We start from the raw sequence: 14,679 nt of genomic DNA, 5'->3' as shown, positions 1-14,679 counted from the left end.
TTTTTTTTATTACCTTCATAATCATTCGGTTTAGAAAAATTCAAAATATTCAATTTTAATACTACATGAATGATATCGCATCGTTCATCGATCCCTGAAATCTGTCATTCATCAAGTTTTTCATAAACTTTTGACTCTACCAATAAATTCCATAAACATCTAAAATAATAAATAGTGGCTATTCCAACAGAAATTAACAAGGAGATACTCATTACCCTGGAAATAAGTGTATCTTTCATATTGAAGGTTATCATCAATAAAGAAAAGATAAAAAACAATGCGGTCGCAATCTTTCCAGGAAGATGAGCACCATCTAGATGAACGCCTTTCTTCTTGAAGATATAAAACCCAAATCCCAAAAGCATGGCATTCTCTGCAATAAAAAGAAAGAGAATGTACTTAAACAGTGGATAGTCCTTCATTAAAACCAAAGCAAGGACTAGCTCATAAAGCTTATCTGCGATAGGGTCTAGCAGTTTTCCAATAGATGTGATCTGTTTATATCTTCTTGCAATAAAGCCATCCAAGAAATCAGTAATTGCTGATATGAATAAAATGATCATACTATAAAAGCGAATAGTCCCATTATCCACGCAATAGTAGGCATAAAGAAAGAATGGAATAAGTAAGATGCGCAAATATGTCAATATATTAGGAACGCTGAAGAACTCTTTTCTCATATGACCAACTCCTATTTTTATTATAGGTAAAACATCGATAAAAGAAAAGAAAGGTGCAATAAACAAAAAAAGACTGTTATAAAACAGTCTTAGAATTTCAAGAATTTTCTTACTGAGAAGAATGAACCAATTAAACCTACACCACATCCGAGTGCTACAAGCAAGCCACTTAGATTCCAGATAAATGGGAATGGCTTTTCAAATACCATGATGGATGTACTTAAGATTCTCTGGAACTGTACATAGGCAAAGCTGTATCCATAATACAAGGCGATGATTGGTACAATTGAACCAAATAATCCGATGAAGATTCCTTCAATCATAAATGGCAGACGAATATACCAGTTAGATGCCCCAACCATACGCATAATCGCAATCTCTGTTGAACGAGATGTAATTGCCATCTTGATCGTGTTGGCAATCATGAACAGTACAACCCCAATTAAGGCTAGTACGAAGATAGCTCCACCATTTCTGATGTTTTCAAGCATTGATACCATATCCTTTGTAGATTCACCACCGTAGGTCACTTCGCTGACATTGGCAATGTTTTCGATATCATGCGCCACTTTCGTAATCTGTTTGGCATCCTTGACTTCTACTTCATAGGCATCCCCTAAAGGATTGTCTTTTCGATAGCTTTCAAAGAGTTCCTTATTCTTGCTGCTGGCTGATTCAATCAGCTTATTTAATTCTTCTTCTTTACTTGAATACTTAACATTTTTTACATTGGCAAGCTTTTCAATTTCCTGCCCAATCTGTTTTGATTGTGCTTCATTTGCATCCCTGTTTACTTTCACATAAATAGTTAAGCTCTGTTCAATGCTTAATGTGATATCATTAATGTTTACCGCAATAACACATAATACACCAATAAGTGTTAATGTGATTGTTACCGCAAAAATAGATGAAATGGACATAACCCCATTTCTCCAGATATTCTGTAATGCGGTCTTGCAATGATTAGGGAAGTTTCTGATTGAACTAATTAATTCCATTATCATAACCTCCTAGACTTGTATCTGAAGTCACACATCCATCTTCAATAAGGATAGTTCTCTTCTTGTATTTTTGTACAATGATCTTATCGTGAGTAACAACGAGGACAGTTGTTCCATTGACTTCATTGATTCTCTGCAATAATTCAATGATTCCTTCTGATGTATCAGGATCAAGGTTCCCTGTCGGTTCATCCGCAATGAGTACCTTTGGTGAATTCACGATAGCACGGGCAATAGCGACACGCTGCTGCTGACCACCTGATAATTCATGTGGGAATGCGTTTGCCTTATCTTCAAGTCCGACAAGCTGTAATACTTTTCTGACTCTGTTTCTGATTTTTCTTCTTGGGGTATCAGTTACCTGTAATGCGAAAGCAACATTTTCAAATACTGTCTTTCTAGGCAAAAGACGATAGTTCTGGAAAACGACACCAATTTCTCTACGAAAATATGGGACCTTGCTGTTGCGGATCTTGCTGACATCTCTACCATCAACCAAGACTTTCCCAGATGTTGCTTTTTCTTCTCTATATAGTAGCTTGATGAATGTAGATTTCCCTGCTCCTGTTGGACCAATGACATAAACAAATTCACCAGCATCAATATTTAGGTTCATATCATTAAGCGCTCGCACGCCTGTTTTGTAAACTTTAGTAACACCTTCTAATTTGATCATATGACCATCCTCCTTGTGAAATTATAACATATAAAAGTATGAATGAAATGATATTTTTTTATTTCATGTATGATAATAGGTCATCTTGTGATAAAATAATCCGCAGAGGTGAAAAAAATGCGAAAATGTCCACTATGTCACAAGATAATGGATGAAGAAAGCTATATCATCGACCAAGGTGTCTCTATTAGTGATCTGGTTCTTATAAAAAAAGATAAAAACTATCATCGTGAAAAGTATCCACTTAAGGCAGCAGTCTGCCCCGACTGCGGTCATGTCGAACTTTATATTGATGCCATAAAAAAGTGCAGCCAGTAATGGCTGCATTTTTTAATAGTTTCTTGGCAGATTGATATCAGGAAGGGTAAAGCCTCTTCCTTTTACACTATGTACATCGCTTGCGATCACAAAAGCATATGGATCAATCTTCTGAACATCTTCATTGAAGCTTGTATACTGTCTTCTTGAAAGAATGACGAGTATTGCTTTGGTTTCATTTCTTAAATATCCAGTTGTTACATTCAAGAATGTCACACCGCGATCGACATCGCGATAGATCATACGTGCTATTTCTTCATAGCGATCGGATATGATAATAACTTGTACATTGCTTTCCCCTAACATCATTGCTCGATCAATGAGGTAAGTTGAAACAAGTACACAGATAATACCGTAAAGAATACCTTCAAAGTTACTGAAAGGAATCTGTCCAATAAGAATGACCAAGTCAAAAACATTGATCATTGTTCCTACTGAGAAACCGAACTTCTTGTTAAAGATAACCGGTGGAATATCAAGACCTCCGGTACTGTAGCCTACTCTAAAGACAATACCAAGTCCAATTCCGGTACATATTCCCGCAAAAATAGCAGAAAGCAGACGATCATTAGTTAAATGTGCTAATGAAGGAATGTTTTCAAAGAAAGCCAGGAAAAATGGAAAAGCAAACGAGGATACAAGTGTACCAGCGATAAACTCTTTTCCTAAATAGAAATATCCTACTACAAGAGCCAACATATTAATAATAAAGACTGTTGTAGAGATATCTATAACTGGCAAGAACTGCTTGATAATAATCCCAACACCTGATGAACCAGATACAATGAGCTTTGATGGCAAGGCAAATGCATCAATCCCAAAAGCAAGGATGATATTACCAATGAGCACGAGAATAAGATGGACAAAAAGACGAAGATACTTATTCTGACTATTCATCATGTTCTCCTTTCACATAGGCTTTAAGATAAGCATAAATACATTCATCCAAATTTCCATCCAAAATAGAAGATGGATCATGTGATTCATAGTTTGATCGATTATCTTTAACCATTGAATAAGGATGAAGAACATAAGAACGAATCTGTGAGCCCCATTCAATGGCTTTCTTTTCGCCAGAAATCTCACTTAATTCTTTCGCATGTGCTTCCTGCATCAATAAATACAGCTTACTCTTTAACATTAACATCGCCTGTTCTCTATTCTGCAGCTGTGAACGCTGAGACTGACAGGTTACAACCGTATTGGTTGGAATGTGCGTAATACGCACGGCTGAATCTGTCTTATTGATATGCTGGCCTCCGGCACCGGATGCACGGTAAGTGTCGATTCGTAAATCGTTCATATCAATATTGACTTCGACATCATCATCGATTTCAGGGAGGACTTCCACTGACGCAAAGGATGTGTGTCGGCGCTTGTTGGAATCGAATGGTGAGATACGCACCAGACGATGTACGCCTTTTTCAGCTTTGAGATGTCCATAGGCATTATGGCCATCAAAACGCAATGTAACTGATTTGACACCAGCTTCATCACCAGCCAGATAGTCTTCTACTGAGACTTTCCAGCCTTTCTTTTCACCATAGCGCATATACATACGCATTAACATTTCTGCCCAATCCTGTGATTCTGTTCCGCCAGCTCCAGGGTGGATATCCACAATGGCAGGAAGATGATCGTATTCTTCATCAAAAAGCAGTGTTAATTCGTAATCGCTAAGTTTCTTTTCAAATTGATTATAGTCTTCTTCTAAAGAGACTCTAAAGTCTTCATCTTCAGTTTCTTTGACATAATCATAGATTTCAACACATTCTTCATAGGCCTGTGTCAATTCATCGTAGCTATCCGCAATCTTTTTCATTTCTGAAAGTTTATTGTAGATCTTTGTTGCTTTCTTTTGATCATCCCAGAAATGTTCATCCATCGTCTGAACAGTAAGACCCTCTATCTCTCTTTTTTTAACTTCAATATTTGCGGATACATATAATTCATCTAACAAAGAGCGAGCTTTTTCAAGCCCGCTTCTTATTTCATACAATTCCATTATTATTTAGATTCTTCTTCCTCTTTGAATTCTACTTCGACAGTGATTTCAGGAATATTCTGTTCCATTTCAGTACCTGGACGAATACCCATATGTACAATTGTCTTAGCGATTTCCTGAGAGATAGATTTTGTCATTTCTTCGAACATATAGAATCCTTCTTCTGTATATTCCTGAAGAGGGTCACGCTGTGCATACGCTCTTAAATAAATACCATTTCTAAGTTTACTCATCGCATCGATATGATTGATCCAAGAATGATCAATGATACCTAAAAGAACTCTTCTTTCATAATCAGTTCTTACGGCTAATGGAAGATCTTTATTGAAACGGTTGTCATACTGCATAGCTACAATTTCAGAAAGTGCTGCTTCTACTTTTTTAGGTTCATTTTTAACAGTATCCGCATTCTTTCCTTTTAATGTTGTTAAAAGCATATAGTTCTTTCCAACATAATCAAGTAAACCATCCATATCTACAACTGGTTTCTTGCCATCTTCTTTAGTAAAACGAGCAACATCTAATTCGATAGCTGACTTAAACATACCTTTGACAATATCTTTAAGATCATCTGACTGCATGATATCATCACGTTCTTTATACATGATTTCACGCTGCTGTCTCATGATATCATCATATTCAAGAAGCTGTTTACGGATATCAAAGTTCTGTCCTTCTACACGTTTCTGAGCGGCTTCAATAGAACGTGTAACCATTCTTGATTCAATGGCATCATCTTCAAGGAAGGCATCAGTAAATGTCTTCACTTTTTCATTAGCGAATCTTTGCATTAATTCATCTTCAAATGAAACAAAGAACTGAGAGCATCCTGGGTCACCCTGACGACCAGAACGTCCACGTAGCTGGTTATCGATACGTCTTGATTCATGACGTTCAGAACCGATGACCATCAATCCACCAATTTCAGCTACACCTTCACCAAGCTTGATATCAGTACCACGTCCAGCCATGTTAGTAGCGATTGTAACCGCACCTTTAACACCAGCTTTTTCGATGATAGCTGCTTCTTTTGCATGGTTCTTGGCATTCAATACATTATGTCTGATTCCTCTTTTTCTTAACATGCTAGAAAGCACTTCAGAAGTTTCAACAGCTACAGTACCTAACAAGATAGGCTGTCCATAAGCATGTCTCTTTTCTACTTCTTCACAGATAGCTTTATATTTAGCACTCTTAGAAGAGAAGACTAAGTCAGATTTATCTTCACGGATAACTGGCTTATTAGTAGGAATTTCAATAACTCTCATGTTATAGATTAAACGGAATTCTTCCTCTTCAGTCTTAGCAGTACCAGTCATACCAGCAAGCTTATCAAATAGACGGAAGAAGTTCTGATAAGTGATTGTTGCTAAAGTAACAGTTTCTTCCTTGATAGGTACACCTTCCTTAGCTTCAATCGCCTGATGTAATCCATCAGAGTAAGCACGTCCAGGCATTACACGTCCAGTGAACTGGTCGATGATCATGATCTGGGCATTTCTGATGTCATGACTACCATCTTCAGTCGCAATCATGTATTCAACATTTAATGTCATTGTGTAGTTTGCTTTTAAGGCATTGTTGATATAGTGAACTAATGCTGTATTTGATGGATCAAATAGATTGTCAACTTTAAATGCCTTTTCAGCTTTTGTAATACCATCAGGTGTTAATGTAACACTCTTTGATTCTACATCTACTTCATAATCTTTATCTTTAGTTAATTTCTTTACAAACTTATCTGCAGAAACATACATTGCAGCTGTATGTTTCTTACCACCACTGATGATAAGTGGTGTACGAGATTCATCGATTAAGATGGAATCGACCTCGTCGATCAAAGCATAATGCAATGGTCTCAATACCTTTTCATCATAGCTTGTTACCATATTATCTCTAAGATAATCGAAACCTAATTCTGAGTTTGTTGTATAAGTAACATCACATGCGTGCATGCGTCTCTTATCATCTGAATCAAGTTCTCTTTCATTAAGACCAACAGTTAATCCTAGGAATTTGAAAACACGTCCATTTTCTTCACAGTCACGTCTTGCAAGATATTCGTTGACAGTGATAACATGTACACCTTTTCCTTCTAGGGCATTAAGATAAACTGGGAAAATTGATGTAAGTGTCTTACCTTCACCTGTCTTCATTTCAGCGATATCACCATTATGAAGTGAAATACCACCCATAAGCTGTACCTTGAAAGCTTTAAGACCCAAGACTCTCCATGCTGCTTCTCTTGCGACCGCAAAGGCTTCTACAAGGATATCATCCAAAGTTTCACCTTTTTCAAGTCTTTCTTTGAAGAATTCAGTCTGTGCTGCTAATTCTTCATCACTCATATCTTGTACCTGAGGTTCAAGAGCAAGAATTTCTTCAGCCTGCTTATCTAGTTTTCTTAATATTGCATTATCCTGAGAGAAAAGACTTTTTAGCTTTGCACCAAAGCCTTTCTTATCTTTTTGTGGTTTTGTAGAGAATGGAAGTGGCTTTGCATCCAACTTCACATCATCAAATGTATCGACAACAATATCATCGCCACGATGATCGCCTAAATCGACAATTTTCGCATCAAGATTTAAATCCTGATGTTCTTCTCCTTCTTTTTTTAATCTCTTTTTTACTTGTTTTTTAATTTCTTTTTTCTTCTTAGGCATGAAATCAAATCTCCTTTCAGTACGTAAGCAATCGTATTATACCATATAGAAATTGAAAACAAAACAGTAACTTTATTACAAAGAATAGTATTTTTTCTAAGAGAATCCCAATATTTTTGGGATTCTCAACATTTCCAATTCCGATCTTCTCTACTTAACAGCCTTTTAATTTGACCAAAAGAGAGTGTTTTGTCACGCTTCGCGTAATAATCAAGTAACCTCACCGTATAACAACTCGCAATCATGCAGGCATATGATGTTCCGCTTGCACTGTGTTTTCCAAGATTCAAATTCACCCCAGGGAAAAGACAATCAAGGCCTTTTCCAATATTGCATTCCTTCCAGATTTCATGATCTCTATCATAGGCTCCTACACCAATCACATGCTTATTGCATGCAGGATAAAGGACATCCTTATCCCCAAAATCTCCGGCTGCTGCCAATAAGATAATATGGTGCTTTACCATGTGTTCAATCTGTCGATTGACTTCTCGATCTTCATTCATTCCACCTAGTGACATATTGACAATGTTTGCCCCCATCTCTTCTGCCTTCTTTAATGCCAGATAGAGATAATGGGGCTTGGTTTCTCCCTGATCATCAATAGCCTTGATGATCACATACTGTCCCCTTTTTAATAATCCATATTGATTTGAGGCGCCAAGAAGAAACATTTCACTGCCGTGTCCATGATAATCTTCTACATCTTCACATCCCTTAATGACATTGTAGACATCAAGAATACGGTCATCATATTTCTTTAATAGCTGCGAAGAAAGTCCCGTGTCGATTAAGGCGATGATCTGTCTGCTTTCTGTTTCTTCTTTAAGATGAAGATCACGCAATTGCCATGGCTGATCATGGCATCCGGTTAGAAACAATATTAATACTAAAAGAATTTTAACCATTGTAACATCACAATCACAATAAGAATAAATAAAGAAATATTTCCAGTCACAAAATATAGTTTTCTATTTGTTAATAGTGTAGAACGCAATAACAAATACATTCTTAAATGTGTAAAGAACGCATAAATAGCTAATGTTAAAATAAACGGTTCCATAATCTCACCTACTGTCTTGAACATGATACGAGAAGCGAATATTTAAAATCAATCTTAAGACCACGTTTCTTAGGAAGCTTCTTATAGACAGCTTTTACCTTACGGCAGACATAATTGATATAGGCTGCCATCGCACCACAGATCTTGCTGGCCATGCTTAATGCAAACCCACCGATACCTTCTGTTGTAAAGCCGACAATTCCTCCTAAAAGTCCTAGCACAATGCCAATAGCTGCCATTTTCTTTGAAATCTTTGGCATTCTCTTTAAATAAAGCTTTGCATCATTATGAGTAAGATAAAAACGATAGCCCCACCAGTAATGTTTGCGCTTGTGAATATTTCCCCCTTGAACATAGAGACTGTGATCATTCTTTTCTACGATTGTCTTATTCTTCGTTATAAAAATAAGACCCTTATTAACACATTCATTGTAGGCTGATAAATTCGCTTTAATGGCCTTTGCATCTTGCTTACCTACATACAAAGAAAGATTCTTACTAATAAGATATCCATTCTTTACCTTAATACAGCTTTCAATCTGTTCTTCCTGTCTTCTTGAATAAGCTTTCGCTTCTTTTAACATGAAGTGTCCCTGAAATAATACAGTGAGTACACAAGCCATCATCATGCTTACAATTGCTTTTCTCATACATCTCTTCCTTTCCAATCATAACGTGATGCCAATACAAGAATCTCAATGCATGCTGGATCATAGGCAGCACATAATGATACACAGCGTTTCATTGTTTCTCCTGATGTCATCACATCATCAAAAAGCAGGAGTTTCTTGCCACGAAGAAATTCTCCACCTTTTAACATAATCACATTCTTCACCCCTTCTCTTTCCTTGAAGCTATGATCGGTCTGCTTATAATCTTCTTTTTTATAGAGTCCTTGAAAAACATGGTGTGAAAACGTCATCGCAATAGATGCAACGGGCGCAAAACCTCTCTTAAGATTTGTCGCATGATTGCTTGGCACACAGACGACCATGTACTGTTCATATTTCTTCTTTATAGACTCAATAAAAGGAAGCAGAAAAGCTTCTTTTAAGACATAATCATATTGTCCCTTGTAAGAAAAAAGAAGGGATTTGAAGAATGTGTTGTAATAATAAAGAACATGCAGATGATAGCCTAGAAACAAAGATGATGAATCCATGATTTCAAATTGAGACAAACATGATGAACAGACCTGTTCTTCTTTTATCAATCTTCTAATAGACAATTCATAGCGAAGATCTCTATGACAGATCAGACAGACATGCGATTGAGCCTTTCGATTGTCTTGATGCATACTTTCATCTCCTTTGATTTCACTCTATCAATAAATAAGACGTCCCCTTCCTCATAGCCAGGCTTTCTTCCTACTCTTCCTGCAATTTGCATCAGTGTTCTTTCATCATAAATAGCAGCTGCCGCATTGATCACAATACAGTAGACATCTTCAATAGTAATGCCTCTTTCTAGAATGGTTGTAGTGACAAGAAGATCAATCTTTCTATTCTTTAATAAAGAAAGCTTCTCATTAATATCACTGCTCAAGGCACATACTCCTCTTACAAGATAAAAATGAGATAAGAAAGACACATACTTCATGACACTCTTTCTTGTTGGTACATAAATAAGAACCGGATGTTTCTTCACATACTTTCTTAACATGTAAAGAAGAAAAAGATTCCAGCAGAAAGTTGGCATGATGCAACACCTTGGGACAGGAAGCTTATGTCCATGATAACGTCTATTCATAATAAAGAGCTTTTCATCATGAATATCTTTGCTTGTTAAGGTGGCACTCATCTTAATAAAAATTCCCCCATTGCATTTATTAAAGAGAGACTCTAATACCTGATTGCCATAAAAGGGAAATGCATCAGCTTCATCTAACAGGATAAGATGAAAAGGTGTTTTCACAAAGCGATAGAGCTGATGGGTTGTACACACGATAAAGCTGGCCTGCTCACACTCGCATACACCACCATATATCAAGCCGATTTCTATGCCTTCAAAATGTTCTTTAAAGCGATGGTAAAGTTCAATGCACAGCGCTTTTCTAGGAACACAGAAACACACTCTTTTTCCTTTACTTAACGCATAAGCAATGACCCCAAAAGAAACCTCCGTCTTGCCCGATCCACAAACGGCCAATACAAGTGCGTTCCACTTATTCTTAAAACACTCAATCAGCTGAAGGGAGATTTCATTTTGTCTAGGAGATAATGTGAAAGAAAGATGATAGGTGACGTCCTCTAATTTATTGACAATGATTCTCTTTTCTATTTTCTCATCCGTGTAGATACGCCCAAATTTGATGCAGGCACGACAATACGTACGACCTCTCACGGTGACAAAATAGCTTGAATCCTCATTCCCACATCTTGGACATTTCATCTTTCCTCACAACCCTTTCTATTTCTTTATTCCACAATAATGATTATTTTTCTCAAAAAATGAGATATTATTTACATTTAAATTAATTGCGTTAAACTATAACTAGAAATAAAAAAGCATTGTTGGATTGAAAGAAACTTTAGAAAGGTATATTTAAATAATGAAAAAGGATGAAAAAAAGATAACCATCATACTGGTTATCATTACTGTATTGTTTAGTTTGTACCGTGTATACTCAACCCTTACGCCTACCAATTACGCTGATTATAAAAAGCGAATCAGTCTACAGGTAGATGCTGATTTTAACTATGAACCTATCGATGATATAGAAAGAAGTGACACCTATGTCTGTCGCTTTACATTAAAGAAGCCAGTTGAGCTTAAGAACTTTATTTCTCTCGATCAATTTAAACAAAGCAAAAGAAAAGATATCGAAAAATTCTATCAATCAGATTACAGAATTGATATAGATGAGACGGAGCTTGATGAAGTTGTAACTGGAGAAGATGAAGAAGATACGGATGATGAAGCTGTAACTGAAGATAATTCAGTTGCACCTGAACATGAAAAATTCTTTAAAGAGATTAAACAGTTAAAAGCTTCTTCTAGTACAAAATATGTTCATCGTAGAATTAAAAATATTTTTAGTTATGAACTTTACATCTACAATAAAGAGCTAAATATCGGCTACTATATTGCTTATCTCGAATAAAAAAGCAAGTAAGACAACTTACTTGCTTCTTTTTATGGTCTTAAATCAGTCGTATCTACGTCTGTAAGATCTTCACCGTTTGTTTCAATGACTTTCTTATACCAGTAGAATGATTCTTTACGTTCACGACTGAAATCACCTGAGCCATCATCAAACTTATTGACATAGATATATCCATATCTCTTTGCATATTCACCAGTAGAAGCAGAGACAAGATCAATGCATCCCCATGATGTGTAACCAATTAAGTCTACTCCATCTTCTACAGCTTCTTTCATCTGTTCAATATGCTGGCGGAGATAATCAATTCTGTAGGTATCATGGACCATGCCATCTTCACCTTTTTCATCGTAAGCACCAAGTCCATTTTCTACAACCATGATTGGCATCTGATAACGATCATAGATTTCATTTAATGAATAGCGAAGTCCAATTGGATCAATCTGCCATCCCCAATCGCTAGCTTTAAGATATGGATTGGCTGTTCCACCCATCATATTGCCAGCAACTTCTTCGCGATTTTCATGAGTTGTCTGACAGAATGACATGTAGTATGAACATGTATAGAAGTCTACATGGCCATCTCTTAAGATTTCTATATCACCTGGCAACATCTTAATATTGATATTATGTTCCTTGAAATATCTGTTCATATAACGAGGATAAGCACCTCTACATTGTACATCCGAGCAGAACCAGTTCATGATGTGATTATGCTGCTGGTTAAGAATCTGATCTTTTGGATCAGGTGTAAGAGCATAGCTTGTAGCCATAATTTGCATACAGCCAATCTTGAAGTTGGGATCAATCTGATGCCCGATAATCACCGCTAATGCTGAAGCGACGAAAGTATGATGAAGAGCCTGGAATCTTACTTCTGGATCATCATTTACTGGATGAATAAACTCAGAAGCATTTTCAGTATCTCCTAATACACCTAATGCAAGTGGTCCACCTACTGGATTGGTACCATTGTTGATTTCGTTAAATGTTAGCCAATACTTTACTTTTCCTTTATAGCGTTCAAAGACTGTAGTGGCATATTTCATAAATAAATCAATGGTTTCTCTGCTCGCAAAGCCTTTGTATTTTTTTACAATTTCAAATGGAATTTCATAATGACATAGTGTAATCAATGGTTCAATATTATATTTATTACATTCATTGATAAGATCATCGTAGAATGCCAATCCTTTTTCATTAGGTTCATCTTCAAACCCAGTTGGATAGATTCTTGTCCAGTTGATTGAGAATCTATACACCTTAAATCCCATTTCCGCAAATAGCTTGATATCTTCCTTGTATCTATGATAATGATCAATTGCGACATGTGAAGGATAATAAGTTCCTTCTTCAAACACTGGCGTAAAACGTTTAGACTGTTTTGCGCTTCCTCCTGTTGAAATATCTGAGATAGAAACACCTTTTCCATCTTCGTTCCATGCACCTTCTAGCTGATTAGCAGCAGTAGCGCCACCCCATAAAAATCCTTTTGGAAAACTCATTTAATACTCCTCCTTATTTTGCCACAAATTATTATAATTAAAGCGCTTACTTTTTTCTACTTATTTTCAGCTTGTGAAATTATCACAATTCTTCCCCATTAGAAGAAATCACTTTTTTATACCATTCATAGGAGTCTTTTTTGCTTCTAACTAATGTACCTGTCCCATCGTTGTTTCTATCTACATAGATAAATCCATAACGTTTCTTAAATTCACCAGTAGTAAATGATACACAGTCAATACATCCCCATGGAGTATATCCCATAAGATCAACACCGTCTTTTTCAACAGCTTTCTTTAATGCTTTAATATGTTCTCTTAGATAATCAATGCGGTATGGATCATGACATGATCCATCTTCTTCTTTAATATCAATGGCCCCAAAACCATTTTCTACAATGAAAAGTGGAATCTCATAACGTTCATAGAAGGCATTTAAGCTATAGCGCAATCCTTCAGGATCAATGCCCCATCCCCAGTCTGAGACTTTAATATAAGGGTTATCTACTGAATGAGGAGAAGAGCCATCCAATGAACGGGAAACATCCTTATTGACAGTGGAATCTACCGTATTGGACATATAGTAAGAGAAGCCAAGATAGTCCACTGTTCCTTCTTTTAAGGCCTGCTTATCTTCTTCAGTAATCTCAAAGTTCCATCCTTTTCTTTCAAACATCTTTAAAGCATAAGAAGGAATATGGCCTCTGATCTGAGTATCTGACCAGAAATAGCGCTGATGCATCATCTCAAGAGCTAACACCTGATCTGCAGGTCGACAGGAATATGGATAATAAGGTACCATCGCTATCATATTGCCGATCATAAAATCAGGATTGATTTCATGTCCGACTTTTACTGCCTTAGCACTTGCGATCAGTTCATTGATACCACATTGATACATAGCCTTTTCTGGATCATCGTAGTCATTGAAATGAACACCGCTGTTTGTCCATCCAAAAATATCATTTTTATAGTTCATCTGATTATTGATTTCATTGAATGTCATCCAATATTTCACTTTATCTTTATAACGTTCAAAGCATACTTTAGCGAACTTGACAAAGAAATCAATCACCTTGCGGTTCATGAATCCACCATATTCTTTAGCAAGATGATATGGCATTTCAAAATGAGAGAGAGTAATAACTGGTTCAATATTATTTTTTAATAGTTCATCAAATACATTATCATAGAAAGCTAATCCTTCTTCATCAGGTAACTCTTCATCCCCTTTAGGAAAGATTCTTGTCCAAGCGATAGAAGTTCTAAAACACTTGAATCCCATATCTGCCATGTAGGCAATATCTTCTTTATAATGATGATAAAAATCATTTCCTACATGATTAGGATAATAGCGACCTTCTTCTACTCCATCAGTAATAATACGAGGAGTATCCTTCGTTCCTGCAGTCATTACATCTGCTACAGAAAGTCCTTTGCTTGTTTCTAATACACCACCTTCAAATTGATGAGCAGCCAATGCGCCACCCCATAAAAAATCTTTTGGTAAACTCATATACTTTCCTCCTAGTATAATCTAATTGACTTATCCATGAGTTACTTTTAAGACTCTCTAGAGTCATTAAAACTGATAAGCGTTTAGGTTATATCCCTTTCTTTATTTCCTTTATAATAGAAGTATTGAATATGTGTACTTTAGTTTTT

General features: G+C 36.3%; 15 protein-coding genes. 2 read left to right on the top strand and 13 right to left on the bottom strand.

Translation table 11 applies throughout. The annotated features are described in order from the left end of the window. Positions 1–104: 104 nt before the first annotated feature. From J6L95_RS02615 to ftsE, 3 genes are all read right to left on the bottom strand, one after another. On the bottom strand, positions 105–680 hold the full coding sequence (locus J6L95_RS02615; RefSeq protein ID WP_287458045.1) for a CDP-alcohol phosphatidyltransferase family protein: 576 nt from the start codon (positions 678–680) through the stop codon (positions 105–107). An 89-nt stretch (positions 681–769) separates the two neighbouring features. Then, the gene (gene ftsX / locus J6L95_RS02610; protein WP_287458044.1) at positions 770–1,678 is read right to left on the bottom strand and encodes a permease-like cell division protein FtsX; all 909 of its coding nucleotides are present in this window, start codon (positions 1,676–1,678) and stop codon (positions 770–772) included. Continuing rightward, positions 1,665–2,357 (bottom strand): cell division ATP-binding protein FtsE, encoded by a 693-nt coding sequence (ftsE, locus tag J6L95_RS02605; protein ID WP_029071295.1) that lies wholly within the window; start codon positions 2,355–2,357, stop codon positions 1,665–1,667. Before ftsE ends, ftsX begins: the two co-directional genes overlap by 14 nt. A gap of 117 nt (positions 2,358–2,474) precedes the next feature. Here ftsE and J6L95_RS02600 point away from each other — a divergent pair, with 117 nt between their 5' ends. Next, entirely contained in the window at positions 2,475–2,675 is a 201-nt protein-coding gene (locus J6L95_RS02600) for a hypothetical protein (protein WP_029072354.1), read from the top strand. 12 nt (positions 2,676–2,687) lie between these two features. Here J6L95_RS02600 and J6L95_RS02595 read toward each other — a convergent pair whose 3' ends face one another. The 8 genes from J6L95_RS02595 to J6L95_RS02560 all read right to left on the bottom strand — a co-directional run bounded on the left by J6L95_RS02595 (position 2,688) and on the right by J6L95_RS02560 (position 10,797). Continuing rightward, positions 2,688–3,572 (bottom strand): YitT family protein, encoded by an 885-nt coding sequence (locus tag J6L95_RS02595; RefSeq protein ID WP_029071293.1) that lies wholly within the window; start codon positions 3,570–3,572, stop codon positions 2,688–2,690. Beyond that, positions 3,565–4,680, bottom strand: a complete 1,116-nt coding sequence (gene prfB / locus J6L95_RS02590) for a peptide chain release factor 2 (protein WP_029071292.1) — start codon at positions 4,678–4,680, stop codon at positions 3,565–3,567. The genes J6L95_RS02595 and prfB overlap by 8 nt, the downstream gene beginning before the upstream one ends. A gap of 2 nt (positions 4,681–4,682) precedes the next feature. Then, positions 4,683–7,343 (bottom strand): preprotein translocase subunit SecA, encoded by a 2,661-nt coding sequence (gene secA, locus J6L95_RS02585; RefSeq protein ID WP_287458043.1) that lies wholly within the window; start codon positions 7,341–7,343, stop codon positions 4,683–4,685. 125 nt (positions 7,344–7,468) lie between these two features. Next, positions 7,469–8,251, bottom strand: a complete 783-nt coding sequence (locus J6L95_RS02580) for a S8 family peptidase (RefSeq protein ID WP_287458042.1) — start codon at positions 8,249–8,251, stop codon at positions 7,469–7,471. Continuing rightward, positions 8,233–8,406, bottom strand: a complete 174-nt coding sequence (locus J6L95_RS02575) for a hypothetical protein (RefSeq protein WP_159048354.1) — start codon at positions 8,404–8,406, stop codon at positions 8,233–8,235. Before J6L95_RS02575 ends, J6L95_RS02580 begins: the two co-directional genes overlap by 19 nt. A gap of 8 nt (positions 8,407–8,414) precedes the next feature. Then, positions 8,415–9,056 carry a hypothetical protein gene (locus J6L95_RS02570; RefSeq protein ID WP_287458041.1) on the bottom strand — a complete coding sequence of 214 codons (642 nt, stop codon included), beginning with the start codon at positions 9,054–9,056 and terminating at the stop codon, positions 8,415–8,417. Continuing rightward, positions 9,053–9,703, bottom strand: a complete 651-nt coding sequence (locus J6L95_RS02565; RefSeq protein WP_287458040.1) for a ComF family protein — start codon at positions 9,701–9,703, stop codon at positions 9,053–9,055. Before J6L95_RS02565 ends, J6L95_RS02570 begins: the two co-directional genes overlap by 4 nt. Next, complete coding sequence (locus J6L95_RS02560) at positions 9,661–10,797, bottom strand: DEAD/DEAH box helicase (RefSeq protein WP_287458039.1); 1,137 nt, start codon at positions 10,795–10,797, stop codon at positions 9,661–9,663. The genes J6L95_RS02565 and J6L95_RS02560 overlap by 43 nt, the downstream gene beginning before the upstream one ends. A gap of 160 nt (positions 10,798–10,957) precedes the next feature. On the opposite strand from J6L95_RS02560, the gene J6L95_RS02555 reads away from it, so the two are divergent. Continuing rightward, positions 10,958–11,509: a hypothetical protein gene (locus tag J6L95_RS02555; protein ID WP_287458038.1), complete on the top strand. Its 552-nt coding sequence runs from the start codon at positions 10,958–10,960 to the stop codon at positions 11,507–11,509. A gap of 32 nt (positions 11,510–11,541) precedes the next feature. On the opposite strand, the gene J6L95_RS02550 is transcribed toward J6L95_RS02555, so the two are convergent. Together J6L95_RS02550 and J6L95_RS02545 are read right to left on the bottom strand one after the other, a co-directional pair. Beyond that, positions 11,542–13,014: a glycoside hydrolase family 1 protein gene (locus J6L95_RS02550; protein ID WP_287458037.1), complete on the bottom strand. Its 1,473-nt coding sequence runs from the start codon at positions 13,012–13,014 to the stop codon at positions 11,542–11,544. Positions 13,015–13,096: 82 nt separating this feature from the next. Then, complete coding sequence (locus J6L95_RS02545) at positions 13,097–14,530, bottom strand: 6-phospho-beta-glucosidase (RefSeq protein WP_287458036.1); 1,434 nt, start codon at positions 14,528–14,530, stop codon at positions 13,097–13,099. Positions 14,531–14,679: the final 149 nt, after the last annotated feature.

This window comes from Kandleria sp. (genome assembly GCF_017934775.1).
GTDB classification, from domain to species: domain Bacteria; phylum Bacillota_I; class Bacilli_A; order Erysipelotrichales; family Coprobacillaceae; genus Kandleria; species Kandleria vitulina.
Note: the sequence above shows the minus strand (reverse complement) of the source record. Positions and strands in the feature narration are given on the sequence as shown.